Source organism: Pseudomonas sp. TE12508 (genome assembly GCF_056279485.1).
Genome location: NZ_JBWCCN010000012.1, coordinates 48,383 through 74,579, shown reverse-complemented (window position 1 = coordinate 74,579; position 26,197 = coordinate 48,383). Strand labels below are relative to the sequence as shown.

The window sequence follows — 26,197 nt, the reverse complement described above, 5'->3', positions numbered from 1 at the left end:
TTCAATGGCCTCCCGAACGTCGACTACGTCGCGACGACAGCCGGTCGATAAACAGATTCACACCGATGGTCAGGGTGCCGATGGCCAAAGCCGGAATCACGATGGCCGGCGCCCCTTGGTTGAGACCGCCGATGTTCTCGCGCACCAGCGACCCGAGGTCGGCATCCGGCGGTTGCACACCCAGGCCCAGGAAGCTCATGCCGCTGAGCAGCAGGACGATGAAACCGAAGCGCAAGCCCAGGTCCGTCAGTACCGGGTTGAGCATGTTCGGCAGGATTTCCACGCAGGCGATGTACAGCCGACGCTCGCCGCGAGTACGGGCCACTTGCACGTATTCCAGCGCTTCGATATTCACCGCCATGCTGCGGGCGATACGGAACGCGCCCGGGGTGAAGCTCAATACCGCCGTGCAGATCAGCAAGGTGACCGAGGAGCCGAAGGCCGAGACCATGATCAGCGCCAGCATCTTGCTGGGGATCGAAATGAAGGCGTCCATCAGGCGACTGATCAGCTCATCCAGCCACTTTGGTGAAACCACCGACAGCAACGCGAAGCTGGTCCCCAGGCCGCTGGCCATTACCGCGGCCACCAATGCCAGGCCAACGGTGAAGCGTGCGCCGACGAGGATCCGGCTGAGCATGTCACGGCCCAGGTAATCGGTGCCGAACGGGTAAGCAGCACTCAGGTTGTCAAAGACATTATCAGAGACCACTTCCCCAACCGGATGTGGCGCCAGCCACGGGCCGAAGATGGCGACCAGCAACCAGATCACACACATCGAGGCGCCGATCAGGCCGAGCCAGGACGATCCGTGGGAAACCTTGCCCAGCGCTAATTTGGTAGTAGCCGGCGATTTCACAATGAGATTGTTCATTGATTTCTCAGCCTCGGATTGGAAAGAATCGCGCACAGGTCGGCAATCAGCACCAACGTCAGATACGCCGTACAAAACAACATGGTGCAGGCTTGAACCAGTGCCATGTCGCGGTTGGTCACTGCATCGACCATGAGGCTGGCGATGCCGGGATAGTTGAAGATCGTCTCGACGATCACCACCCCGCCCAACAGGTAAGAAAGGCTCAGGGCGATGGCATTGGCAATCGGCCCGATGGCATTGGGCAAGGCATGGCGCAGGACGATCCGCATCTTGCTCACGCCTTTGAGCCGGGCCATTTCCACGTAAGGACTGTCGAGCTGATCGATCACCGCCGCCCGGGTCATGCGTGCCATTTGCGCGACGATGACGCAGCACAGCGTCATAACCGGCAACGCGTAAGTGCGCATGAATTGCCAGGGGGAAGTGATGTCACTGGCGTACGACAGCGCCGACAACCAGCCCAGATTCACCGCGAATATCAGCACCGCCAGGGTCGCCACCAGAAACTCCGGCACCGCTACCATGGTCAAGGTCAAAAAGCTGAGGAAACCGTCGATGCGCCCGCCCCGCCCCATCGCCGAACCGATGCCCAGGATCAACGCCACCGGTACTGATACCAGCGCCGTAGCGGCCGCCAGCATCAGGGTGTTCGGCACCCGCCCGGCCATCAACTCGCTGACCGGCATGGCGTTGGAAACGGACAGCCCCATGTCACCGCTGAGCAGGCTCATCAACCAGTGCAGGTAGCGCAACACACCAGGCTGATCCAGCCCCATTTTCAGGCGCAAGGCTGCCACTTGTTCCGGCGTGGCGAACTGCCCCAGAGACTGTTGCGCCGCGTCCCCCGGCAGCACCGCCGTGATGGCGAAAACCACCATGGACACAATCAACAAGGTCACGATCGCCGCGCCCAGGCGCCGGCCGATCAACCACAGTGTGTTGCTATTCATCACCCTATCCTCATGCAATATCGCTGCAGCAAAAACCCGACTTTCATCAAGCGTCCAGCCAGACCTGCTCGGAGAACATGTACCCCATGAAACCGCCCAGGGGGTTGGTGCCATAGCCTTTGACGCGCTGGTCGACGCCATCGATGTTGCTGATGAACACCGGAATGCCGATACCGCTGTGTTCATGCACCAGGGTTTGCAAATCTGCGTACATCTTGCCGCGCTTGGCCTCGTCGGTTTCACCGCGGGCGAGTATCAGCAACTGATCGAACTGATCGTTCTTCCAGCCCGATTCGTTCCAGGGTGCGCTGGACTGGAAGAACTGCGAGAAAAGCATGTCGGCATTGGGCCGCGGGTTGATGTTGCCGAAGCTCAGCGGGTGCTTCGCCCAGTGATTGGACCAGTAGCCATCGGCCGGCAGGCGGTTGACGTCGAGCTTGAGCCCGGCCTCTTTGGCTGACTGCTGCAGCAACACGGCGATGTCCACCGAACCGGTCGCGGCCGGCGAGCACATCAGCGGCATGCTGATATTTTCCATACCTGCCTTTTTGAGCAGGAACTTGGCTTTTTCCGGATCGTAGGTACGTTGTGGGAGATCGGCGTTGTAGAAGCGTGCGCCGGGTGCGATCGGGTGATCGTTGCCGACCCTGGCGAAGCCACGGAATATCGCCGACTTGATCTGTTCCCGGTCCAGAAGCAATTTCATAGCCTGGGTGAACTCCGGGCTTTTGCCCGGCAACTGGTCCTGACGGATGATCAGGTCGGTGTAGTTACCCGACGGCGAGTCCACGACCCGGTGCTTGGTGCTGGCCTTGATGCGGATCGTTGAGCGCGGGTTAACCTCGTTGACGATTTGTACGTCGCCCGATAACAGGGCGTTAATCCGCGACGGCTCGTCGGCAATGGCGATAAATTCGATCTCGTCCAGATACGGCAAGCCGGGTTTCCAGTAATTGGTATTGCGCACACCAATCGAACGCACCCCGGGCTTGAACTCCTTGGCCTTGAACGGACCGGTACCGATGCCCTGGCTGAAATCGCTCGTACCCTCGGGAACGATCAACATGTGAGAGATGGCAAGAACCGATGGCAGCTCAGCATTTGGGCCGCTCAACTGTATCTGCACTTCATGGGTGCCGTTGGCCTTGACTTCGGCGAACTGCGACGCCAGCGGCAGGACCTTGGAACCGGTGATTGGATCCTTGTGCCGCAACAGAGAAAACACCACATCGGCGGCTGTCAGGGCCTTGCCGTTGTGGAAGACCACTTCCTTGCGCAGGGTGATGACCCAGAGCGTGGCATCAGTGGTTTCAATGCGCTCGGCCAACTCCAGCTGCGGGACCATATGGCTGTCGAAACGCGTCAGGCCGTTGTAGAACATGTAATGGCGCACGTAGTCGGTTGACGATGAGCCCTTGGCCGGATCGAGGGTGTCGGCGGTGGAAGAGGTCTGACCGGCAACGCGAATCCGTCCGCCTGGTTTTCCTTTGCCAGGGGTTGCGGCTTCTTCATCGGCAAACAGCTTGCCGGCAGCGCCGAACAGACTACTGGCGCCCGCGACAGCCACCCCGGCCAACCCCAGCATTTGCAATGCATTGCGGCGTGACATGCCGCGATTGAGCCCTTCGAAAATGCGCAGACTTTCTTCCCCTGTGATCAACTGGGAGTCGATACTATTTTTGTTGTCAGTCATGTCAGTTCTACCTTTCGAAAAGTGATAAGGCTCGAGTGCGCGCGATAAATGGTGTGTGGTTGAAACGTAAAGCAAATACCTTGAACTCAGTGTAGGTAGTCCTGCAGGCGGTAATACGCACCGACCAGGGGCAGGAACCAGGGTTTGCCGAAATGCCCGGGGATGGCCGGCCAGTCGAGTTCGCGCCACGGATTGGCTTCGACCTTGCCGGCCATGACCTCGGCCATGACCTGCCCCATGTGCACCGACATCTGTACCCCATGACCGCTGTAACCCATGGAGTAATAAACGCCTCCATGCTGGCCGGCCCGTGGCAAACGATCAGAGGTCATGTCCACCAACCCGCCCCAGCAATAATCGATCTTCACGCCAGCCAACTGCGGGAACATCTGCACCATCGCTGCTTGCAACACTTTGCCGCTCTTGGCGTCGGAAACGCTGTCAGACATGGCAAACCGTGCACGGCCGCCAAACAGCAAGCGGTTGTCCGGCGTCAGGCGGAAGTAGTTACCGATCATGCGGCTGGTGACATAGGAACGCCGTGCCGGCAGCAAGCTGTCGATCAGGGCCTGCGGTAGCACCTCGGTGGCGATCACGAAACTGCCCACCGGCACGATCCTCCGCCGATACCAACCCAATCCGCCCTGCTGGCACGTGCCGGTAGCCAGCAGAACCTGTTTGGCATGCAGCGAGCCCTTGGTGGTGTTGACCTGATAGCCACCAGCACGGGCTTTCCAGTCCGTCACCGACACGCCCTGGAAGATCAACGCACCGTGACGTGCCGCCGCCTCGGCCAGACCGACACCGAAGCGCCCGACATGCATCTGCACGCCGTTGCGCTGCAGCAAGCCTCCATGGAACTGGGCCGAGTTGACTTCAGCACGGGCCTCTTGCGCAGACAGCAACTCGACCTCGGCATCGACCTCCCGCCGAATCAGTTCGCAAGTGCGCGCCAAGCCTTCGTAATGCATCGGTTTGGCGGCCAGTTTGAGCTTGCCATTGCGCTTGAAGTCGCAGGCAATCTGCTCCTGCTCTACCAGCGAGACGACACTCTGCACGGCGCTTTCATAGGCCCGGTAATAGGCTCGCGCTTTATCAGCGCCGAGGCTGGCGCTGAGTGCCGCGTAGTCCTGGGCAACGCCGGTGTTGCACTGACCGCCATTGCGCCCTGACGCCTCGCCAATTACCCGCCCCGCTTCCAGCACCACCACACTGGCCCCCTTCAAGGCCAGGGCGCGGGCCGCCGCCAGACCGGTGAGACCACCACCGACGATGGCCACATCGACCTGCCCAGGCAACGCACCGAGCTGGGCACCGGTGAATACCGGTGCGGTATCGAGCCAATAGGACTCACTGCCCATGTCTAACCCCTTTTACCTTGAAGAGTGCCCTGAGACTCAGAGACCGACCAAACCGGCCAAACCGCCGATATCGGGGATTTGGTGGTAGCCATAGACCGCATTCGCCGGCTGCTCGTGACCACGGGCAACGAAGGCTTTGTTCTTGATCTTCATGTCGTGGGCCGGCATCAAGTCATAGCGGAAGCTTGAAGACACATGCAGAACATCCTCCGGCCCGCAGCCGAGGTTATCGAGCATGAACTCGAAGGCAGCCAGGCGCGGCTTGTAGGCCTGGGCTTGCTGGGCGGTGAAGACCTTGTGGAAGGGCGCGCCGAGCTTGTCGACGTTGGACATGATCTGCTCGTCCATCGCGTTGGAGAAAATCACCAGCGGAATTTTGTCGGCGATTTTCGCCAGGCCGGCCGGCACGTCGGCATGTGGGCCCCACGTTGGTACGGCGTCGTAGTAGAGTTGGCCTTCGCCTTTGTACTCGATGCCCCAACGCTTGCAGACCCGCGCCAGAGAGGTCTTGATAATCTCATCATACGGCCGCCAGTCACCCATCACTTGATCCAGACGATAGGCGGAGAAGTCCTTGACGAACTGATCCATTTGCCCGGCAGGGACACGATCGGCGAACAGCTCGCGGGTCATGTTTCCCATTTGAAAGTTGGTCAACGTGCCGTAGCAGTCGAAGGTAATAAACTTGGGTCGAAGAAAGCTCATGAGTGCAGTCCTGAATGATGGTTGAGGTCATGACGGGGCAAGCAGTTACTCCGTTCGAGAAGCATCGGGGTAACGCTGCATCACGAGTTCATTACAACATCATGAGACCGTGCATAAATCGTTAAAAGTATAGGTTGCTTGGCACAAACCACCGTTTTGCAGGGATTGCTCAGCAGACTTTGCGGGACGCTCCAGACTCGGGCGTTTCACCTCTGTTTCTGTGCCTTCTCGGGCAGTTATGGTGCGCTGGCGAGCCCTGCATAATGCAACGTGCCGCAGAGCCCAGGCTGCGAAACAAGATGAGTGCGTCCCTCGAAGAATGCGTGGATTGCAACCCTGACAAAGCGGTCCAGCATGATTTATCGACAGAGTGCCGCGAATGCTTCGCGCGCAGTTCCAGCGCAATCAACTGACGCAATCAAGCAGTTTGCTCTGCTTACTAAAAGCTATCGACTAGCGATCACCAACAAGAAGCTTTACCAGCCGGTTATTGACGTAAAACGAGTAGTGCACGGTTAGCCTCGCAGATACAGCAGATTGTCCTTTGCAGCCTTAAACAACGGCATATTTTGTCTGGCCTGCTTTGTTAGCTTATTGAGAAGAATCGGCAGCCTTGCAAGGTCGCAAGAAAGCCCACCCTCTGCTGCTCGCAGTGCCTAATTACCGCTCTAAGGAGCTAGTAGGATGACCACACAATCTTCGTATAGCTACAGCGTTGATGCGCAAACGTCTCACAAGTTTTATATCAATGGCTGTTGGTCCTCCCCGGCAATCCCGGCCAGTTTGCCGGTGGTCAATCCCGCAACTGAAGAGGTTGTTGCGCACGTCGCGCAGGGGTCTGCCGAGGATGTTGATCGGGCAGTCGCTGCGGCTCGTGCAGCGTTTCCTGGCTGGTCTGCCACCTCGGCGGCATCACGCGCGCTTTTCCTTGGAAAGATCTATGACCTGATCCTTGAACGAAAAGAAGTGCTTGCCCAGGCGATCTCTCTCGAAATGGGCGCGGCCATCGGTTCCGCACGGGCAATGCAAGTGCCCCTCGCGGCCGAACACGTTCGGGTCGCACGGGATCTGCTGTCCAGTTATCGTTTCCAAACCATTGAAGGCAGTACCGCGATTGAACGCGAACCCATCGGCATCTGCGGTCTCATCACTCCGTGGAACTGGCCGCTTTATCAAATCACCGCAAAAGTCGCCCCGGCTATTGCTGCCGGCTGCACAGTGGTCTTGAAACCAAGCGAACTGTCGCCCTTGAGCGCCCTTCTTTTCGCACAACTGGTGCATGACGCAGGCCTTCCACCGGGCGTTTTCAACCTTGTGAATGGAAGTGGTTCCGAGGTCGGCGCAGCCATGGCGGCGCACCCGGATGTCGATATGATTTCGATTACCGGCTCAAACCGCGCGGGCGCACTGGTCGCCCAGGCGGCCGCCCATACGGTGAAACGCGTCACGCAAGAGTTGGGGGGCAAGTCCCCGAACGTCCTGCTGCCCGACGCCGATTTCGCCAAAGCCGTCCCGCTGGGAGTGATGTCTGCGTTTCGCAACGTCGGACAATCGTGCAGCGCCCCGACAAGAATGATCGTTCCAAAGGACAGGCTGGCGGAGGTCGAATCGCTGGCTGCCGCAACTGCCAATGCAATCATCGTGGGTGACCCGCGTTTGGAAGAGACGGTGCTGGGCCCCATTGCCAACGAGGCACAGTTCAATCGCGTGCAAGCAATGATCGAGGCCGGCCTGAATGACGGCGCAAAACTCGTTTGCGGTGGACCAGGACGTGTGCAGGGCTTTGAAAAAGGCTTCTATACCCGACCGACTGTTTTCTCCGAAGTCGATTCCGCCATGCGGATCGCTCAAGAAGAAATTTTTGGTCCGGTGCTGTGCATCATTCCGTATGAAACGATCGATGAGGCGGTCGCTATCGCAAACGACACGGTATACGGGCTGGGTGCCCATGTTCAGGCCCAGAACCTTGATCTCGCACGTGCCGTTGCCACTCGCATCCGCGCCGGACAAGTGCATCTGAATTACCCTGCCTGGGATCCAATGGCTCCATTCGGCGGCTACAAGCGATCGGGTAACGGTCGTGAGTATGGTGTCTACGGTTTCGAGGAATATCTGGAAACCAAAGCAATCATTGGGTTTGGCGGCGAACGATAGAGATTTCGTCGGGGATTACATGAGGCGCCCCCCGTTCCGCCCGGTACTAACACCAGCGAAAAGGGGCAGCGCCGTCAAGGCAGTACGATCAGAACGTCACACTGGCGCTCAGGCGTGCCGTGCGCGGCTCGCCGACATTGACCGCCAGTTGGGTGCCGGTAGAGGACGGGTAGTACTGTTTGTCGAACAGGTTGTCGACGTTAAATTGCAGCGAAGTCTTGTAGCCAAACATCGGCGCTTCCCAACGCACGAAGGCATCGGCCACGGTGTAGCTGCCAAGCCAGAAATCGTTGGCGTTGTTGGCCGCGCGCTCGCCGACGTAACGTGCGCCAGCGCCGGTATGCCAGGCCCCGAATTCCGTGGGAACGTTCAGGTGATGGGTGAGGTACAGGCTCGCGGTGTGCTTGGGTGCATCGGCAAGGCGATGACCTTCGTCATCCGGATCGTCGAGGATTTCCGTGTGGGTGTAGGCGTAGGTGCCGATAAGGTCCCAGCGCTCGGCCACACGCCCGGTGATGTCCAGTTCCAGGCCCTGTGAACCGACCTTGCCCGCCGCCTCCGAAAGGCTGACGCCACCGATCGACTGGCTGGTCACGACGTTTTTCTTGACGATGTCGAACAGCGCAAGGTTGATGTTCAGCCCCGGCAGCGGGTCGTACTTCGCACCGACCTCGTAGCTGCGGCCCTCCTCCGGATCGAAGGTGTGGCCGGCGTCGTCGACTTCGGTATTGGGCTTGAACGAACGGCTGTAGTTGCCATACAGCGACAAGGTATCGGTGGCTTTGTAGACCAGGCCCAAAAATGGCACGAAGGCATCGCCATTATCGTCGCGGTTGACGGTATAGCTGCTGCCTCGGCCCTGATCGCTGTACTGATCGTAATGCTGCTGACGACCGCCGAGGACCAGGATCCAGCGGTCATCGAGGTGCCAGTTATCCTTGAAGTACACGGAGCTTGAGGTCAGCTGATTGCTCAGATCACTTTGCGTGGCACTGACCAGACTGGGTTCAGCCAAACGCCCATAAATTGGCGCGGTGATGTCGAAGCCTGACCGCGGGGTATTACGGTAGGTTTTGCCACGGAATTGGTCGGACGCTTCAGTATCCGCGCCGATCAGCAGGTCATGGCGTTGGCCGAACAGCTCCTGCTGGCCGATGAAATCCCAACTGGCGTAGCGGGTTTCATCGTCGTAATGAGCGCCGTTGGCAGCACGTCGCAGATTGTTGCCGGTCAACGCATTCGGCTGGGCAATCGAGAGGCTGTAGCGGTCGTTGTTCCAGCCGTAGGTGACGCGGGTTTTCCAATCGTCACTGAGCTGATACTCGAAACGCGCGGTGGCCACTTCACGGATACCGACGCTTTTCGCCCAGCGTTCGTCGAGGCGCTTGTCGTAGTCGATGTCAGCCGGATGACCGTTGGTGAACACGGTGCCGCGGTCGAAGGGGCTGGAATAATCGTTGTATTCGTAGCTCAGGGTCAGGCTGGCGCGGTCACCGGTCCAGCTCAGCGATGGCGCGACCAGGGTGCTCTCGTTCACACCATAGTTGCGCCAATAATCCTCATGGCCGCGTTCGGCAATCAGGCGATAGGCCAGGCCCGTGTCTCCCAAAGGCCCGGTGGTGTCTACGGCCAGGGTGCCGCCGCCTTCGCTATAGGCCGAGCCACTCAGCGTTGTGCTCTGGGTGTATTCAGGTTTCTTGCTGATCACGTTGATCAATCCGCCGGGCTCCAGCGCGCCGTACAGCATTGAAGCAGGCCCTTTGAGCACTTCCACACGATCCGTGGTGGCGCTGAAGTTGTGGCCCATATTGGAACGCACGCCATCGCGCAGGATCGAGCCGTCGTCGTTGGTGCCAAAACCACGCTTGACCAGGGAGTCCCGCGAGTTGCCCAAGGTATTGCCCTGGCTGACACCGCTGACAAACTTCATGGCGTCGTCCAGCGAGCGCACCTGATAGTCAGCCAGGGTCTGTTGGGTGACCACATTGACCGATTGCGCCTCTTCCTTGATCGGCACATTGCTTTTGCTTGCCGTGCTGGCGTGAGAAGTGGTGTAGCTCGTGTCTTGGCTGACGCGGCTCGCCTGAATATCAGTGGTCGGCAGTTCGAGGGGTGCCTGTGCCCACAGAGGACTGGCAAACATAACGCAGGAGAGCGTCGGCAACGCGCGTTTCATGAAGATCTTGCGGCGGGCAAAGGGGTGGGGCTGGCTCAAGACGTCGCACTCGATGAGTTAGTAGTAACGATTCTCATTGTATTGTGCGATCTATTTTCAGTAAATACCCTTGACGGCCATCTGCCCGCTTTTGATTTAGGAGGGTTTTGTGTGTTGTCTGCCGGTCGGTTTCAGCAAGTACTCTGTGTGTGTCAAAAAAAATGGCCCGTTAAAACAACGGCTTGAGGGCTTTTAATAGATTACTGGACAGAAGGCTATATTTTTGACTAGTGACATTTGACAGGCCGTCTGGAGTGGTCGATACCTAACAGGGTCGACGTATAAAAAGATGTAATTCCTTTAATAGATATACGTCAGCCCCCAGCGATTAAGTTCACGATAGACAGTGTTTATTTTTCATAGGACCGAGAGTTCGGACCCTGCGGTAGCTTTGCCCGTCGCAACGATCTGATGACACATCGATATCACTGATAGCGTTAAGTAACCTTTACACTTTCGATCAAGAGTTCTATTTGAGCGCCGTCCGACAAAGCGAACTAGCTGCGCGGCGCTCACGCCAAATTATTGACTTGGGTGTTCTATCGTTACTTGCCCATTACATGTTTCATTATTGACACACCTGTTCCAGTGACTTAACACTTTCGCAATTCCACCTACTCTAAAGCGTTCATTGGAGGGGCAGTGGCATTGCTGATGCGTGAACAGGCATGCTTAACCCATATTCCGGAGCTTGCCAAAATGCTGACGAGTACCCAAGGTTCCAATTGGTATCTTTTGCAGTGCAAGCCGCGTCAGGATGAACGGGCACAAATCAATTTATTGCGACAAAACTACGTTATATTTTGTCCGCAAATTATTAGCGAGCGCCTGATTCATGGCAAACCCCATCAATCGCTTGAACCTCTCTTCCCGGGGTATCTTTTCATTCATCTGAGCCGTGACGACAAATGGGCGCCCCTGCGTTCTACCCGCGGTGTCAGCCGCCTCGTCGACTTCAATCACGGCCCGGCAATCGTCCCGGACGATGTCATCGAGCATCTGCGTACCCGGTGTTTTAAGCCACCCGTAATGCAGGCCTCTCAACCGTTCAAACCTGGGGATACGCTGCAAATAACCCGAGGACCACTGTCGACACTGGAAGGTATTTTCCTGAGCATGTTAGGTGATGAACGAGTCATGATACTTCTTCACTTTTTGAATAGAGAGCATCAGGTTCGCGTGCCATTAACTGACATTGCGCGACCTCGGCCTTGTCTATAAACAAATCATTGTCGCTTCTAACTTGTGCATCTTACAACTGCGCAACTCAAATTACAGCCTGTTACTGCCAGCACTTCCATGAACTATTGAACCCCACCCCGATTCAACTTAAAACTCCTTATTAATTGCTGCCGGCATTACACAGCCCCATTTACCCACTGTTTTTCCGGTCTATAGTCATTGAACTCACCCCTTGGAGCAATGATATGACTCTCAAGACCCGCGGCCCTTTCGCACTGTTCATGATCTATTTGTGTCCCGGAACGGCCTGGAGTCTTGACCCCCAGTCCATTGATATTTATGGGTTCGACTTCACCCCTACCCTGCTGTTTTCAGAAAGTTATGATGACAATTTCCGCGAACTGGAGCGGGCGCAATCTTCGATGGTGACAAAAGTGGCGCCCACTTTCGAACTCAAGGCTGAAGACCGCAACAGTGCTACCCGACTCATCTGGCAACCTACCCGGTACATTTATCATGACGACTCGGATGCCTCGAATACGGCGCAACGCTTGCGCCTCAATAGCATCATGGAGTTCACCGACCGCCATCGACTGAAACTTGATGCGGAAACACGTAAATACGAGCGTACGACGTCGACCGCTGTCGATGGCGTCAATGACAAGATTCGCAGTAACCGCGTCAACGGTCTCTATACCTACGGCGCCAGGAGCGCTGCCAACCAGATTGATCTGGGCGCCAGTTATGCCCAACTTCGCTACGACAACTCAGGCGGCATCAACGATGACAAAGAGCGCGATACCGCTGGCCTGACCACCACGTGGTACCACCGCATCGGTAGCAATACACGTGGATTACTGGAATACGACCACACCGTCTTTGATTACGAGTCCAACAGCCGTCTCAACAGCACATCCGATGCGGTCCTCGCCGGTGCCGAATGGGATTTCACCGCACGCACCACCGGCAAAGTCCGTGTTGGTTATGAGCGCAAAAACTTCGACGACAGCGATGTCGATGACCTCAGCAACCCGACCTGGCAAGTGGATCTGCGCTGGAAACCACGCACCTATTCGACCTTCTCGTTTGTTGCCCGCCAGGCCATGGCCGAGGGCGACGACGGTGCTGATGCCGTCAAGACCACCACGGCGCTGGTCGGCTGGCGTCATGGCTGGACCGAACGCATCACCACAGTGGCCGAAGTCGGTCTTGGCCGTTACGAGTACGAGGGGCAGGACCGAACTGACGACCTTCGTGACTACAACCTCGCCGTGGAATACGCAATGCGCCGCTGGCTGGATATCGAGCTGGGCTATCGCTACCGCAACGATGACTCCGATGTCGACAATCAGAGTTTTGAACGCAACATCTTCTTGCTCAGCTTCAACGTAAGTCTCTAAGAGAAGAGGTTTTCCCATGAACTCGCGAATGCTTGGCTTGTTGTTCGTGCCGTGGCTGTTGCCCGTGACGTTTGCAGCAGACACCGGTGCCCAGTACAAACTGGCAGCCGGCGATGTATTGCGTATCACTGTGTTCGGTGAGCGGGATCTGAGCTTCGAAAAAATCCGTCTCAACGATGCCGGAATGTTTTCCTATCCATTTCTGGGTGACATTGCCGCCAAGGGACTCACGCCCCAGCAGGTAGAAAAGCTCATCGTCGACGGGCTCAAGCAAGGTTATCTGGTCGACCCCAAGGTCAGCCTCAACCTGATCGCCTACCGCTCGTTCTACATCAATGGAGAGGTCCAGAAACCCGGCAGCTATCCGTTCGAACCCGGGCTGACGCTGGAGAAAGCCATCGCCCTGGGCGGCGGCCTGACCGAACGAGCCTCGATCAAGCGGGTGACCATCGTGCGCGGCGATGGCTCCCCACCACTGACCGACAACATCACGCGCAGCACTGCCATCGCCCCCGGTGACACCATCTCCATTGCACAAGGCTTTTTCTGATCATGGACAACAGCCCTAGCCTATATGTCGAACGTCCACTCCAGCCGCGTGTGCCGCAACATCAGCAGTACAGCGAGGAAAAGGACACCATTGACCTGCTCAAGTACTGGAGGGTGATCTGGCGCGCCCATTGGAAAATCTGCTGGTGGGTACTGTTTGGCTGTGTGTTGGCGATGGTTACGCTGTCGTTCATTCCCTCGCAGTACATCGGCAGCACCACGTTGCTGATCAAAGAAAAAACGCCACCGCTGTTGGTCTTCCAGCAAGTCACGGATTCGAGCGCCGGTACCGTCGATTATTTGCAGACACAATTGGCGCTCCTGCAATCGCGCGATCTCGCTGAGCGCGCAGTCAGAAAGCTGAACCTGACCACGCACCCGGTGACTGATCCACGCCAGCAACCGCAGTCATGGTTTGCGCCGCGCAAATGGTTGGCATCGCTTGAACTTGGTCAATGGCTGCCAGTACTGGGCCGTTTGACACCGATGCAGGTGATGCCCACCGAAGCCGAGATTTTCAATCAAGTCACGCAGAACCTCATGCGGCACACCAGCGTCAAATTCGTTGGCAAGAGCCAGCTGATCAAAATAGAAGTGGAACTGCCCGACCCTGGTTTGGCGGCCGCTACCGCCAATGCAATTACCCAAGGCTTCATCGACAGCCAGCTCGATAACAGCCTGAAGTCCTCGCTGACCAATACCAGCTGGATGAACTCACGCCTGATCGAGTTGCGCAATAACCTGCGCAGTGCCGAAGACAAACTTCAGGCTTACCGGGAAGCACAAGGCCTGGTCGACGTCGGTGGTGTCGCCACCATCAGCGCCAATGAACTGGAATTGACCGGCAATCGCATGATCGATGCCCGTCGCAATCTGGCAGAGGCCGAGAGCCAGTTCCGCCAGGTACAGGCCCTGAGCAATGGCAACTTGAGCAACCTTTCCAGTGTGCCGGCCGTCTTGAGTAACCCTTTGGTACAGAAATTCCAGGCTCAACAGGCCAAGGCCCAAGCCAAGGTCGAAGAGTTGTCGGGGCGCTACGGTCCAAAACATCCGACCCTTGCCGCCGCTCGCGCCGAGCTGCGCATGGCCACCGACAGTTTGCGGGTGCAGGTTCAGCAGGTGGTTGCCGGCATTGAACATGAGTACCAGCTATCCCGGGCCAATGAAAGCTCACTGCGCAAATCCTTCAACAGCAACAAAGCGCAGCTACAGGATATTTCGCGCAAGGAGTTTCAACTGCGTGAGTTCCAGCGTGAAGTCGACAGCAGCCGCGCGCTGTATGAGACCTTTATCACCCGTTTGAAAGAAACCGCGGCCACCTCAGACATGGACTCCACCAAGGCGCGCATCGTCGACCCTGCAATTGTTCCTCTGGAACCCAGCAAGCCACGTAAAACACTGATTCTGGCGATTGTCGCCGTCGTGGCTGCGCTGATCGGGGTGGCACTGGCATTGCTGTCCGAAACCCTGAACAAAACCTTCAAGAGCGACGAAGCCATTGAAAGTACGCTTGACGTTCCCCTGCTCAGCGTAGTGCCGCTGGTCATGAGGAAAAGTCGCCGGCAACTCGCGCGACTGTTCGACGACAATGACCATCCGCGTTTTTGCGAGACCATTCGCAACCTGCGCACCTGGTTGATGCTGCACGGCGGCGACATGCCGTCACAGGTGGTACTTGTTGCCTCGACCATGGCCGAAGAAGGCAAAAGCACCATCGCCAACAACCTGGCCTACTCACTTGCCAAGCTGGAGCGTGTCCTGTTGATCGACGCCGATATGCGCAGACCCAGCCTCTCGCTCAACTTCGATTTCCCGGCAGACAGCCCGGGATTGGCCAACGTCCTGGCGGGCACTGCGCGGCTCGATGACTGTATCCGTTCTGTCGGCAACCTCGACATGCTGCCGGCCGGAAAACTGTCGCCGCCACCGCTGGATCTGCTTGGTTCGTCGCGACTGGCCCCTATGCTTGAGGCGCTGAAGTCGCGGTATCAACGCATCATCATCGATTCCCCGCCGGCACAAATGGTCAGCGATGCACTGTTGCTGGCCAAGCATTCGGATGCGGTGATCTACGTAATCAAGGCCGAAAGCACGCCTGTCAGCGAAGTACAAAAGTGCCTTGCGATACTGCAGCAGAGCCATGCGCCGGTGTTTGGTGTGGTGCTTAACCAGGTTGACCTGAGCAAGGCCCGCAAACAAGGCTACAGCCATTCCGATACGTTCCAGAACTATGACTACCTGTCCAGGTAGCACCTTGCGTCTGTCTCACCCGTAGTCCCCTTCAAACATCTACTAAAAACTGCTTCATCCCAGTCGAGCTATACCAGCGTGCGGGAACGAGGGCGTGCAATTTTTGGCGCCGATGTCCAACCCATGCCCGGAGGTTACGCCGATGACATCGCTCTACGCCGCTCAAATGACGCGCCGCCGAGGTCTGACCTTCTGGGGCCAATGGCTGTGCGCGCTCAGTCTGGTCAACCTGCTGCTGATGTTGCTGGTGTATTGGCGCGTCGGCAGCCTGACCAGTGAATACCGTGTGCTGATGATTCTCACCGTGCTCGGTTCGGTGCCGATCTACAGCGTCATGCAGGTTTATCACAAGCGTCATGAATGGTTGTCAGGGCTCGCACGGTTGCTGGCGGCCTGGATGATCTTGCTGGCCGTGCTGATCAGCATTGCCTTCGTCACCCAGACCAGCGTAATTTTCTCGCGTCAGGTGATCATCGTCTGGGCCGTATTGGGTTACCTGATCCAGGCGGCGAGCTTTTTGCCCCTGCATTACCTGGCCCGCCTGCATTCACACAAGCTCTGCAACGAGCGCCGCGCGGTGATCATCGGGACGTGTCCGACCGCACATACGCTGGCGAGAAAACTGTCCAGGCGCAATCGCGTACCGCTGCTGGGTTTTATCGCAACCGCCGACCACACCGGCCCTGCCCCGAGCATTCTGCCGCTGCTGGGACGTATCGACGAGGTTCGCGAAATCATCACCCGCCTGCACGTACGCCGCGTCTATATCGTTTTGCCGATGGCACACGCCGCCATCATCGAGGCGCTGTACATCGATCTTCTGGATGTGAATGTCGACGTGGTCTGGATCCCGGATTTCGGCAGCATGGTGCTACTCAATCATTCGATCTCGGAAATAGAGCGAATGCCCGCCATCTACCTCAATGAAAGCCTGATCAGTTCGCACCCCGGCAGCCTGCTCTGCAAAGAACTGTTCGAACGTAGCCTGGCCGCCGTGTCCATTATCGTGCTCAGCCCCTTGCTGCTGATCGTGGCGGCCGCCGTGAAGCTGTCTTCGCCCGGCCCGGTGCTGTTCAAACAAAATCGCTACGGCTGCAACGCTGAGGTGATCAAGGTCTGGAAGTTCCGGACGATGCGTGTGCACGACGACAACGAAGTGCGTCAGGCCACCCGCGAGGATGACCGCATCACTCCGCTTGGGCGCTTTTTGCGCCGTAGCTCCATTGATGAACTACCACAACTGTTCAACGTGCTCTTCGGCGAAATGGCCCTGGTCGGCCCGCGACCGCACGCCGTCACGCACAACATTTACTACACCGGCAAAGTCCGCGCCTACATGGCCCGTCATCGCCTCAAGCCGGGCATCACCGGATTGGCCCAGATCACCGGGCATCGAGGTGAAACCCAGACGCTGGAAAAAATGCAGCAGCGCGTCGCCCAGGACCTCAACTACATCAACCAATGGTCGCTGTGGCTGGACATCAAGATTCTGGTCAAGACGCCTTTTACGTTGTTCTCAAAAGACATCTATTAATAGGGTCGGTTGACCCTGAGGCCCAGCCCATGATCGACCTGGAATTAATCGGGCATTACGCACCCAATCTGCTGGACGCCAACAAGGCATTTTCCTTCATCAATTTTGCGTCCGTCGGCGGTCTGCTCGACCGGCCCCCGACTTCCATCGCCTATTTTTGCGACGGCATGCTGATGTCGACCTTCATGTCGCGCATCACCGGGCGCACGATCGGCCGGGTCAGCTTCGACTTCACGTCCATCGCCGATTCTGTGTTCAGCTATGCCGAGAAACACGGCAAGCGCCTCTATTTTGTCGGTGCCCTTCAAGCCGAACTGAACCTGTTCCTCAATAAGATCAAGGCTCGCTACCCCGCCCTGATTGTCGCCGGTCATCACAATGGCTATTTCGATGCAGCACAGGCCACGTGCATCCTGGCAGACATCTGTCGCAGTGAAGCGAACATCCTGATCGTAGGCCTGGGCGCCGGGCTTCAGGAACAGTTCGAGCAGGATGCCCTGCGTGCCGGCTTCAACGGTGTGGCATTCACCTGTGGCGGTTTCATTCGCCAAGAGGCCACGGCAACGCATGATTATTACCCTGAACTGATCAACCGCCTGCATCTGCGCGCGTTCTATCGGATGTACCGCGAACCGCACACCATCAAACGCTACCTGATCGATTACCCGACCAATTTTGTTCATCTGTTGGTGATGATCATCCGGCGAAAAGTGACCATCAACATCACTTATCCCTGAACATCCAGTACCGAGTCACGACCATGCATATCCTGTTCACCCTCAAGGACTTCAAGCCCGATGGTGGTCTCGAGCGTGTCCAGCAACGCCTGGCCAGACAGTTTCTGAAAGATGGTCAGCGTGTCAGTTATTTCGTCATGAATGGCGACACGCCAGACGATGAAGGAACGGCCACGCTCAATGGCGGCGGCAATGGAATCGTCGGCCTGCTCAAGTCCATCGTATTGCTGCGCCGGATTATTCGTCGCGAACAAGTGACCCACCTCATCGCCGCCAAAGAACAAGCCAACCTCTGCACCTGGTTTGCGACCTTGGGTAGCCCATGCAAGGTCATCTATAGCCGTCATGCAGCACTGGATTGCGGTGAACAAAAAATCAGCCCCGCCACCCTGCGCCTGCTCTATGCGTTGTACCTCTGCGGCAACGGCCAGGTAGTGACGGTTTCCAACGGCTTGCGCCAATCCCTCTCTGACCTGGTGCCCTGGGGTCGCGAACGCATTCGTTATTGCCCCAATGCAGTGGTCACTGAGCAACTGCTCAGTGCCGCACAGACGCCCATGTCCACCGGTTTGCCGGCGCAGTTCTGGCTGGCAGTGGGACGGCTGATAGAACCGAAAGGTTTCCACCTGCTGCTCGATGCCTATGCCATGGCCTTGCGCAGCGCCGCGCTGCCGGACGTGGTGATCATCGGCGATGGCCCGCAATTCGCCGCGCTGACCTCACAGGCCTGCCGCCTGGGCATCGAGGACCGTGTGCATTTCACCGGTTTCCTGAGCAATCCCTACCCTTTTATCAGACAGGCGAGACTGCTGATCCTGAGTTCGTTTCATGAGGGCTTGCCGACCGTGCTGATCGAAGCCCTGGCGCTGGGCACCCCTGTGTTGGCCTGCGACTGTGAAACCGGGCCCCGGGAATTGCTTGATAACGGCCGCCTTGGCGATCTGGTCAAGGTCAATGATGTACCAGCGCTGGCCGAAGGGATGTTGCGCAGCCTGATCTCGCCAAGCCAGGCGACGCCACGCGGTGAAATGGCCGTTGAAGCCGTCCGACAGTACACCAGTCAACATGCCGCGCAAGCGTATTACCAGGTTTGGAATCAATGAAAAGGCTGCTGATTATTCTGCAGGACTTGAGCGGGGGCGGCGCCGAAAAAATGATGGCGCGGCTCGCCTGTGCGCTGACTGACGCAGGCAATGACGTGACCTTGTTGATGCTCACCGGCACAGGTGTGAACTCGGCATACCTCGACCCCCGGGTCAAACAGGTGCAGTTGCACAGTGCGCGCAGCTCCAGAGCAGTGCCGGCGCTGGCACGCTTTCTTCGCCACAATCGCTTTGACGCACAACTGGCCGCCCTCACCCATGTCAATGTCGTAGCCATCGCCGCGGCTGCGCTGTCAGGTACGCTGGCGCGCCTGCATGTCAGCGAACGCAACGCGTTTTCCCATGACAAACACGTCAATCCCGCGCTGATGGTGCGTATCGCCTATCTGTTGGCACCACTGCTGTATCGGCTCATTCCCAATCCGGTGATCTGCGTCTCGCGCGGTGTTGCTCAGGACCTGGTCGACACCACCATCACGCGCCCGCAGGATGTCACCATTGCTGACAACCCGGTACTCGACAACGATTTTCGCGACAAGACGCCGGGACGTCCAAACCACCGCTGGCTGTCGAAAAAAACCACCCCGGTAGTTGTCGCCGTAGGTCGCCTGGCACGGCAAAAAGGCTTTGACGTATTGCTCGATGCCTTTGCCCGATTAGCCGATCCCAGTGTTCGATTGATCATTTTCGGCGAAGGCGCGCTCAGAGCCGAGTTGCTGGCGCAGGCAGTCACCTTGGGCGTGGCCGACCGCTTCGATCTGCCGGGCTATACCAACGATCCATTGGCGGAGGTGGCAGCGGCCGATTGCTTTGTGCTGTCGTCGCGTTTCGAGGGCAGTCCCAACGCGCTGGTCGAGGCCATGTCCACGGGCACCCCGGTGGTATCGACCCACTGCCCCTATGGCCCGCAAGAAATTCTCGACAATGGCGCGATCGCCCCGCTGGTGGCGGTCGACGACCCTGACGCACTGGCACAGGCGATCACCGTGGAACTGACGTTGTCTCGTGATGCAAACCGTCAGGCACGCATCGATGCCGCTGCCCGTTTTGTGAGTGCCTGCGCGGCGAAGACTTATCTCGATGCCTTGCTCGGGAGCCAATCGTCATGAACAAACTGGAAGTCAGGTACACCACCCTGCGCGACGCTTTCACATTGTTCGGCGTGTTGTTCTATACCCAGGTCATCGGATTTTTTTTCGGGTTGGCTGATACGTCGAATCCGGACGCCGCCGAAAGAGACCTCGAAGGCAACGTGGTCAACCAGATCTGCGGCCTGATCACCCTGCTGGTTCCTTTGTTCTTCTTCATCCGCAACAAGGTCTTCATCAGCAAAAGCTTTTACAGGAACAACGCCTTCCTGCTGATATTCATGCTTAGCCTGGCCGTATCGATCAGTTGGTCCTACGACCCGATGTTGAGTTTAAAACGGTTTGTGGCGCTGATCAGCGTGGTGTTCTTTGCAGGTTTCATTGCCTACAACTACAGCCTCGAGAAAATCGCTTTCATGCTCGGCTGCACCATCGGCGCGATAGCGCTGTTCGGTTTGATATTCGCGCTGGTAAGGCCCGACATCGTCTTCATCGATGGCGGCATTCGTGACGGTGCGTTCAAGGGGATTTTCCCGGAAAAAAATGCCGCTGCCCGGCTCAACGCGATCGCCATTCTGTTACTGCTGCCGATGATCCGTCAGCGCAATCCCTGGGCCATCGTCTACTCATTATTCTCGCTGATCGCGATTGCGCTGGCCCAATCTGCCACGGCAATCGCACTGATTGTTGCCGGCACCGTGAGCTATTGGTACTTCCTCACGCTGATTCGCTTGCACATCAATCGCTCACTGACAGCATTCCTCGCTACCACATTCATCTATGTGCTGATCTGCCTGTTTCTATACGGCAATTACACCCTGCTGCTGGAACTGATGGGGCGTGACGCATCACTCACCGACCGCACGCTGATCTGGGGCTTGCTCACACCGCTGATCGACGCCGAATTCCTCAAGGGTTACGGCTTCGGCGCTTTCTGGTCCAGCCCGGGTGCCGAGGCATTCATCAACCGCTGGGGTTACATCGGCAATGCCCACAGCGGCTACGTGGAGACCTTGCTCAACGGCGGTGTCATCCAGCTGACGGCGCTGATCCTGATGCTGATCGAGGCGTTGATCAAACACTACCGGGCCGTGGTAGCGGATCAGTCGGCGCGGTTTCACGCCAGCGCAATGGTCATCATCGCAGCGTTCATGCTCACCAACTATGTGGCGTATGTCGTTCCCAACTACCGCTGCGCAGAGTTTCTGGTGTTCTGCGTCCTCGCGCTGTCCTTGCGGCATCACCACGCGACATACCCCGAGTTGTCACGGCCAACCCTGGGTCAGCGTCCGCCTGGCAAGGCATTACCACGCGACTCAGCCAATGCGTAACAGAAGGAGAAATAACCATGCCAGACCAAGCCCCCTCTTCACGCCCTACGGTATGTGTCGTGATCGCGATGTACAACGGCGCCGACAGCATCGAGCAAACACTGGCGTCCGTGGCCGGGCAAACCCGACTGCCCGATCACGTCATCGTCATCGACGATGGTTCCACCGATGATGGACCACAACGCGTCAAGGACTTCGCGGCGCCGTTTCGCCTGACGCTGTTGCATCAAGCCAACGAAGGCCAGGCCAGTGCCCGCAACCACGGACTGCAGCACACTGAAGAGACTTATGTGGCGTTTCTCGATGCCGATGACAGATGGTATCCGCAAAAGCTGGAGCGACAACTGGCACTGTTTGAGGAACTGAGTCGTCAGGGACGGCCGGTGGCGCTGATAGATTGCTACGTGCACAACGACTACAGCGACGGTACGCGAATACTGGAAAACCGGCAAAAAAACGGTAGGCATTTCGACGATTTCATTCGCGCCAACGTCCTCAATGGCGTGTCCTCCGCGATGGTCAGACGTGACGTGATCATGCAACTCGGCGGTTTCAATCCCAGCCTGCGTTACTCCGAAGACCGCTTCATGTGGACCCGGATCGCCGAACACTGGGAGGTTCACACCGTGCCAGAGGTGCTGCTGCAGCGCATGGTCAACAGCGGCAACATGACCGCGCAACCGACAAGGTATTACCCGTACAAGATCAGGTTCATCGAAGCGTTCCTCTCCCACTTTGGCCCGCAGTTGAGCAAGCAGCAACGGATCGATTTCGCGCTGGGCGCCCACTCCGACTTTCTCGAACTGTTTTCCCGCAGAGGCGAGCATGCCCAGGTGATCGATGTGTACCGGCGAATGCTGGAGTACTCCTGGCAAACGCTGATCTTCAGGAACGGCAAACCGACCTTGCGCTTGCTCTATGCATGCGTCCAGTCATTGCGCAAGGCAGTTGCATCAACCACCGCTCATTGAGCCGGTATCCGCCATGGCCAATCACCGTCTGGTTAAATTGATCTGGATTTTCACCGAGAAATTCGGCCTGATTTTCCTGTCGATGATTACCTTTGTCGCGTATGCCAGGCTGCTGTCGCCCACAGAGTTGGGTGTGGGCACGGTCATCATTGCCATCGTCGAGTTGATCGGCATGATGTATTCCTCGGTTCTGGAAGACCCGCTGGTACGACTCGAGCGGCTGGAAGACAAACACATCGCCACAGCCTTCTGGGCGTCGGTACTCGTCAGCCTGGCGTCCATCGTCGTCATCTCGGGTGCGGCGATGCTGTACACGCCTCACCCGATGCTGCAATGGATGACGGCGGTGGCCTCGGTAAAAATCCTGTTCACCATGATGGCGCGGGTCTATGTGGCGCAAATGCGCCGTAGCGGCAACTTCAGGATGCTGGCCTCGCGCACGCTGCTGGGCAAGGTATGTGGTGGCGTGGGCGGCATCGCTGTCGCGCTCTGGGGATTGGGCGCCTGGGCGGTCATTGCTCAGGCACTGATCATGGAGTTCGTGTCCGTTATCGTATTGATGCGCGCAGACCCGCGCCGCATTGCCTTTTACATTGACGGCCCGCTCTTGCGCGAACTGTTGAGGGCTGGCGCACCGGTTGCCGTCAACGCGCTGAGTTCGCAAACGCTACAGCGCGGGGTCACCGTCATCCTGGGCATGACGGCCGGCACCAACGCGGTTGGCATGTTCAACATGGCGATGCGCATCATCGATCTGCCGCGCACGGCGATCTATCACGGCCTGATCAGCTATGCGCTGCCGGTGTTTGCCCGACGCAGCGCCGATCCATCGCGGTTGCGCGCGATCATCAGCGATTCGACCGCCGTCAGCTGCTTCCTGCTGACGCCCCTGTTCATCGGCATCGCACTCACGGCGCACGACCTGATCCTGTTGATCTTCGGCGCCAAATGGACCGAGGCCATTGTGCTGCTGCAAGTGCTTGCGTGCACGGCAGCCATCGGTAATACCGCCATGTACGCCACGACCGCACTGGTCGCGGTCAATTGCAGCCACCTGACCATCAAGGCCGAAGTGGCAACCACCGTATTGGCACTGGCGCTGGTCTATGGCTTCGGCAGCCTCTATGGCGGCATGGCCGCCGCCCTCGCCCTGCTGGCCCGGATGGCGATCATCACGCCACTGCAAATCCGCGGGTTGAACAGTGCAATCGGCTATGGCTGGCGGCGATTTTTCGAAACCAACTATCGCAGCGTGATTGCTTCGTTCGTCATGGCGGCAATCGTCCTGATGGTTTCTTCCCGCCTGGGTGTTCAGGGCTACTTGCACCTGATCTGCAGCATCGTGGTTGGCGCGCTGAGTTATGCCGTGGCGTATAGCGTGATGCATCCGCGCTGGCCGCAAGAATTCAAATCGGTTTTCACCACCCGCTGAGAGGACGCACCCGACAACCTTTTCCCTTCCCGGACCCATTCTCCTGACTCGTGCAATTTCCTTGTGACAGGAACGCCTCATCATGCACAAAACCACGTTGATTACCGGTGGGGCCGGATACATCGGCTCCCATACCACCCTGACCCTGATTGACGCCGGTCGACAGGTGCTGGTCCTCGATAACCTGTGTAACAGCTGCCGCGAATCGCTCACGCGCCTGGAGTATCTGACTCGCAAGCGAGTCGATTTCATTGAAGGTGATATTCGCGATAGTCAGCTGCTCGACGATATTTTCAGCCGCTACGACATCGATGCCGTGGTGCATTTTGCCGGCCTCAAATCCGTGGAGGAAAGCGTTCGCAAGCCGCTGGATTATTACGCCAACAACGTGGTTGGCACGCTCAACCTCTGCCATGCGATGGCCCGGTCTGAGGTCTTCAAACTGGTGTTCAGCTCGTCGGCCACCGTGTATGGCGCCCCCCGGCAGATACCGCTCATCGAAGACATGGGCGCAGGCAAACCGATCAATCCCTACGGTCGCACCAAGCTGCTGATCGAAGAGTTGCTCACCGACCTGTGCCTGTCCGATCCGCAATGGAGCATTGCGGTGTTGCGCTACTTCAACCCGATTGGTGCTCACGCAAGCGGGCTGATCGGAGAAAACCCCAATGGCAGACCCAACAACCTGCTGCCTTGCCTGACACGGGTCGCGATGAGGCAGGTGCCCGAACTCATGGTGTACGGCAGCGACTATCCCACTGTCGACGGAACGTGCGTGCGCGATTACGTCCATGTGCTCGATGTTGCCGATGGACATCTCAAAGCGTTGCGGGCGTTGCAGAACACAAACGGCATCCACGTCTGGAACCTGGGAACAGGCATTGGCCATAGCGTGCTGCAGATCATCCACAGCTTCGAGAACATTACCGGTATTACCATCCCCTTCCGGTTCGCACCGCGCCGCGACGGCGATATCGCCGAATGCTGGGCCGACCCCACCAAGGCCGGGCGTGATCTAGGCTGGTACGCACAGCGCGACCTGATGCAAATGATCATCGACACCTGGCGATGGCAATTGTCTAACCCGCATGGGTACCACTCCCAACCCGGATTGGCGGCATCGCCTGCGTTGAAGCAATGGATATGAGCAGGTTCATTCTTTTGGCGACCCTGCTATCGATCGTTTGCAACGCATCGGGTGGTACTCCCCCGCCGCTGGCCAACGGCCTGGTGCTGTGGCTCGACGCCGCCGACGCGTCGAAAATGACCCTCGATGCCCAGAACCACCTCCTGCGGTGGCACGACAAGTCCGGCGAAGCCAATGACGTTACCGTAGACAATGGCGCAGACGCCGCACTCCCCCAGCGTGTGGAGAACGCCATGAATGGCCATCCGGTGGTGCGCTTGAGTGGTACTTCAGCCTTCCTTGGCAAGGCCATTCGTACGGCAAAAGGCCCTGTTACCCTATTGATCGTGTCACGCAGACTAACCGGGCAAAGCGGCGGCGAGACCTGGCAGCGACTGTTCAGTTCGCGCCCGATAATCGCCGATAACGACAACGTGCCACCGAACTTCGCGATCAGCGTGCAACAGCGCACCGCCTACGATCCGACCCTCTTCGTCCTGGAACTCAACGACGTGCCCATCGGCCCGTACGCGGTGGGGCGGAACGTAGTCGGCAGCGTCGAACATTTGCGCGGCGACATCGCCGAAATACTGATGTACGACCGGCACCTGGCCTCCCTGGAGGAACGGCAGCGCGTATTTCAGTACCTGGCAAACAAGTGGTCCGTCGCCCTCCCCAAGGCTGCCAATTCCTGGACCCGCGTCGGCCCGCTGGGAACGATACCGGAACGGACCAACACCGGACTGCCGCTGTCCGATCAGGGCAATGCCGGCCAGTGGAGGCTGGACACACGATTCTCCGACGACTTCGATGACGCGACCCTCAACGCCAGTCGCTGGCACGTCAACAATGCCACCGGTACCGACTCGCTCGGGCGCAAACCGGCGCTGTTCATGCCGGACAACGCTTACCTGAGCGATGGCCATCTGAACATCGTTTTCCGCAAGCAAACCTTGCCGCAAAAGTACGTAAGACTCGGCTTTGAAGGTTACAGCTCGGCGATGGTCCGAACGATTGAGCGCAGTTTTTACGGCTACTACGAAGCCCGCGCCAAACCGATGGATTCGGCCGGCTCCAGCGCCTTCTGGCTCGCGTGGACGGGGCTTGCCGACAATGCCACGGAAATCGATATTTTCGAAATCGGCGGAAAAACCAAAAACGCCTCCTTCGACCGTCGGTACAACATGAACGCCCACGTTTGGGCCACGCCGCAAAGCACCGAGCATTTGAGCGATGGCAGCAGCTGGATCAGCCCTTGGCGGCTGGCCAGCGCATTCCATATCTTCGGTTTCGATTGGCAGCCCGACACATTGCGCTGGTACGTCGACGGCGTACTGGTGCGCGAGGCAAAGAACACCCACTGGTTCTTCCCCATGCATATCCTCTTTGACAGCGAGGCCATGTGGAATTGGTTCGGCGTTGTCGACGACGCCGATCTGCCCTCCATCTTCAGCGTGGACTACCTCAAGGTGTGGCGGCGCGGTAGATAGTCGCAACTCGACCGGTTTTCTTGAAAGGCCCCAACCGCTTTTCACCGGA

General features: G+C 57.9%; 20 protein-coding genes. 14 read left to right on the top strand and 6 right to left on the bottom strand.

What is annotated here, in order from left to right:
- Nucleotide 1: 1 nt before the first annotated feature.
- The 5 genes from ACZ9IM_RS17515 to ACZ9IM_RS17495 all read right to left on the bottom strand — a co-directional run bounded on the left by ACZ9IM_RS17515 (nt 2) and on the right by ACZ9IM_RS17495 (nt 5,586).
- Nucleotides 2–874: an ABC transporter permease gene (locus ACZ9IM_RS17515; protein ID WP_427625293.1), complete on the bottom strand. Its 873-nt coding sequence runs from the start codon at nt 872–874 to the stop codon at nt 2–4.
- Nucleotides 871–1,827: an ABC transporter permease gene (locus ACZ9IM_RS17510; RefSeq protein WP_007904412.1), complete on the bottom strand. Its 957-nt coding sequence runs from the start codon at nt 1,825–1,827 to the stop codon at nt 871–873. Before ACZ9IM_RS17510 ends, ACZ9IM_RS17515 begins: the two co-directional genes overlap by 4 nt.
- Nucleotides 1,828–1,873: 46 nt before the next feature.
- Nucleotides 1,874–3,520 carry an ABC transporter substrate-binding protein gene (locus tag ACZ9IM_RS17505; RefSeq protein WP_476224560.1) on the bottom strand — a complete coding sequence of 549 codons (1,647 nt, stop codon included), beginning with the start codon at nt 3,518–3,520 and terminating at the stop codon, nt 1,874–1,876.
- 86 nt (nt 3,521–3,606) lie between these two features.
- On the bottom strand, nt 3,607–4,881 hold the full coding sequence (locus ACZ9IM_RS17500) for an NAD(P)/FAD-dependent oxidoreductase (RefSeq protein WP_427625291.1): 1,275 nt from the start codon (nt 4,879–4,881) through the stop codon (nt 3,607–3,609).
- 36 nt (nt 4,882–4,917) lie between these two features.
- Nucleotides 4,918–5,586, bottom strand: a complete 669-nt coding sequence (locus ACZ9IM_RS17495) for a haloacid dehalogenase type II (protein ID WP_007904415.1) — start codon at nt 5,584–5,586, stop codon at nt 4,918–4,920.
- 684 nt (nt 5,587–6,270) lie between these two features.
- Between ACZ9IM_RS17495 and ACZ9IM_RS17490 the strand changes: the two genes are divergently transcribed.
- Entirely contained in the window at nt 6,271–7,740 is a 1,470-nt protein-coding gene (locus ACZ9IM_RS17490; RefSeq protein ID WP_476224559.1) for an aldehyde dehydrogenase family protein, read from the top strand.
- Between the two features lie 88 nt (nt 7,741–7,828).
- Here the strand turns inward: ACZ9IM_RS17490 and ACZ9IM_RS17485 are convergent, their stop codons facing one another.
- A complete protein-coding gene (locus ACZ9IM_RS17485; RefSeq protein ID WP_476224558.1) occupies nt 7,829–9,955 on the bottom strand; it encodes a TonB-dependent siderophore receptor in 2,127 nt (708 codons plus the stop codon).
- A 699-nt stretch (nt 9,956–10,654) separates the two neighbouring features.
- On the opposite strand from ACZ9IM_RS17485, the gene rfaH reads away from it, so the two are divergent.
- The 13 genes from rfaH (at nt 10,655) to ACZ9IM_RS17420 (ending at nt 26,148) form a co-directional block, all read left to right on the top strand.
- Nucleotides 10,655–11,176: a transcription/translation regulatory transformer protein RfaH gene (gene rfaH / locus ACZ9IM_RS17480; RefSeq protein WP_427625361.1), complete on the top strand. Its 522-nt coding sequence runs from the start codon at nt 10,655–10,657 to the stop codon at nt 11,174–11,176.
- Nucleotides 11,177–11,382: 206 nt separating this feature from the next.
- Nucleotides 11,383–12,537 carry an outer membrane beta-barrel protein gene (locus tag ACZ9IM_RS17475; protein WP_427625287.1) on the top strand — a complete coding sequence of 385 codons (1,155 nt, stop codon included), beginning with the start codon at nt 11,383–11,385 and terminating at the stop codon, nt 12,535–12,537.
- A 16-nt stretch (nt 12,538–12,553) separates the two neighbouring features.
- A complete protein-coding gene (locus ACZ9IM_RS17470) occupies nt 12,554–13,087 on the top strand; it encodes a polysaccharide biosynthesis/export family protein (RefSeq protein WP_476224557.1) in 534 nt (177 codons plus the stop codon).
- A 2-nt stretch (nt 13,088–13,089) separates the two neighbouring features.
- A complete protein-coding gene (locus ACZ9IM_RS17465; RefSeq protein ID WP_476224556.1) occupies nt 13,090–15,336 on the top strand; it encodes a GumC family protein in 2,247 nt (748 codons plus the stop codon).
- 142 nt (nt 15,337–15,478) lie between these two features.
- Nucleotides 15,479–16,870: an undecaprenyl-phosphate glucose phosphotransferase gene (locus tag ACZ9IM_RS17460; RefSeq protein WP_476224555.1), complete on the top strand. Its 1,392-nt coding sequence runs from the start codon at nt 15,479–15,481 to the stop codon at nt 16,868–16,870.
- 29 nt (nt 16,871–16,899) lie between these two features.
- The gene (locus tag ACZ9IM_RS17455; RefSeq protein WP_476224554.1) at nt 16,900–17,607 is read left to right on the top strand and encodes a WecB/TagA/CpsF family glycosyltransferase; all 708 of its coding nucleotides are present in this window, start codon (nt 16,900–16,902) and stop codon (nt 17,605–17,607) included.
- Nucleotides 17,608–17,630: 23 nt separating this feature from the next.
- Nucleotides 17,631–18,710, top strand: a complete 1,080-nt coding sequence (locus tag ACZ9IM_RS17450; protein ID WP_476224552.1) for a glycosyltransferase — start codon at nt 17,631–17,633, stop codon at nt 18,708–18,710.
- Complete coding sequence (locus ACZ9IM_RS17445; protein ID WP_476224551.1) at nt 18,707–19,819, top strand: glycosyltransferase; 1,113 nt, start codon at nt 18,707–18,709, stop codon at nt 19,817–19,819. The genes ACZ9IM_RS17450 and ACZ9IM_RS17445 overlap by 4 nt, the downstream gene beginning before the upstream one ends.
- Nucleotides 19,816–21,129 carry an O-antigen ligase family protein gene (locus ACZ9IM_RS17440; protein WP_476224550.1) on the top strand — a complete coding sequence of 438 codons (1,314 nt, stop codon included), beginning with the start codon at nt 19,816–19,818 and terminating at the stop codon, nt 21,127–21,129. Before ACZ9IM_RS17445 ends, ACZ9IM_RS17440 begins: the two co-directional genes overlap by 4 nt.
- Nucleotides 21,130–21,146: 17 nt before the next feature.
- A complete protein-coding gene (locus ACZ9IM_RS17435) occupies nt 21,147–22,100 on the top strand; it encodes a glycosyltransferase family 2 protein (RefSeq protein ID WP_476224549.1) in 954 nt (317 codons plus the stop codon).
- Nucleotides 22,101–22,113: 13 nt separating this feature from the next.
- Entirely contained in the window at nt 22,114–23,532 is a 1,419-nt protein-coding gene (locus ACZ9IM_RS17430; protein WP_476224548.1) for an oligosaccharide flippase family protein, read from the top strand.
- Between the two features lie 82 nt (nt 23,533–23,614).
- Nucleotides 23,615–24,679: a UDP-glucose 4-epimerase GalE gene (gene galE, locus ACZ9IM_RS17425; RefSeq protein WP_476224547.1), complete on the top strand. Its 1,065-nt coding sequence runs from the start codon at nt 23,615–23,617 to the stop codon at nt 24,677–24,679.
- Nucleotides 24,676–26,148 carry a family 16 glycosylhydrolase gene (locus ACZ9IM_RS17420; protein ID WP_476224546.1) on the top strand — a complete coding sequence of 491 codons (1,473 nt, stop codon included), beginning with the start codon at nt 24,676–24,678 and terminating at the stop codon, nt 26,146–26,148. Before galE ends, ACZ9IM_RS17420 begins: the two co-directional genes overlap by 4 nt.
- Nucleotides 26,149–26,197: the final 49 nt, after the last annotated feature.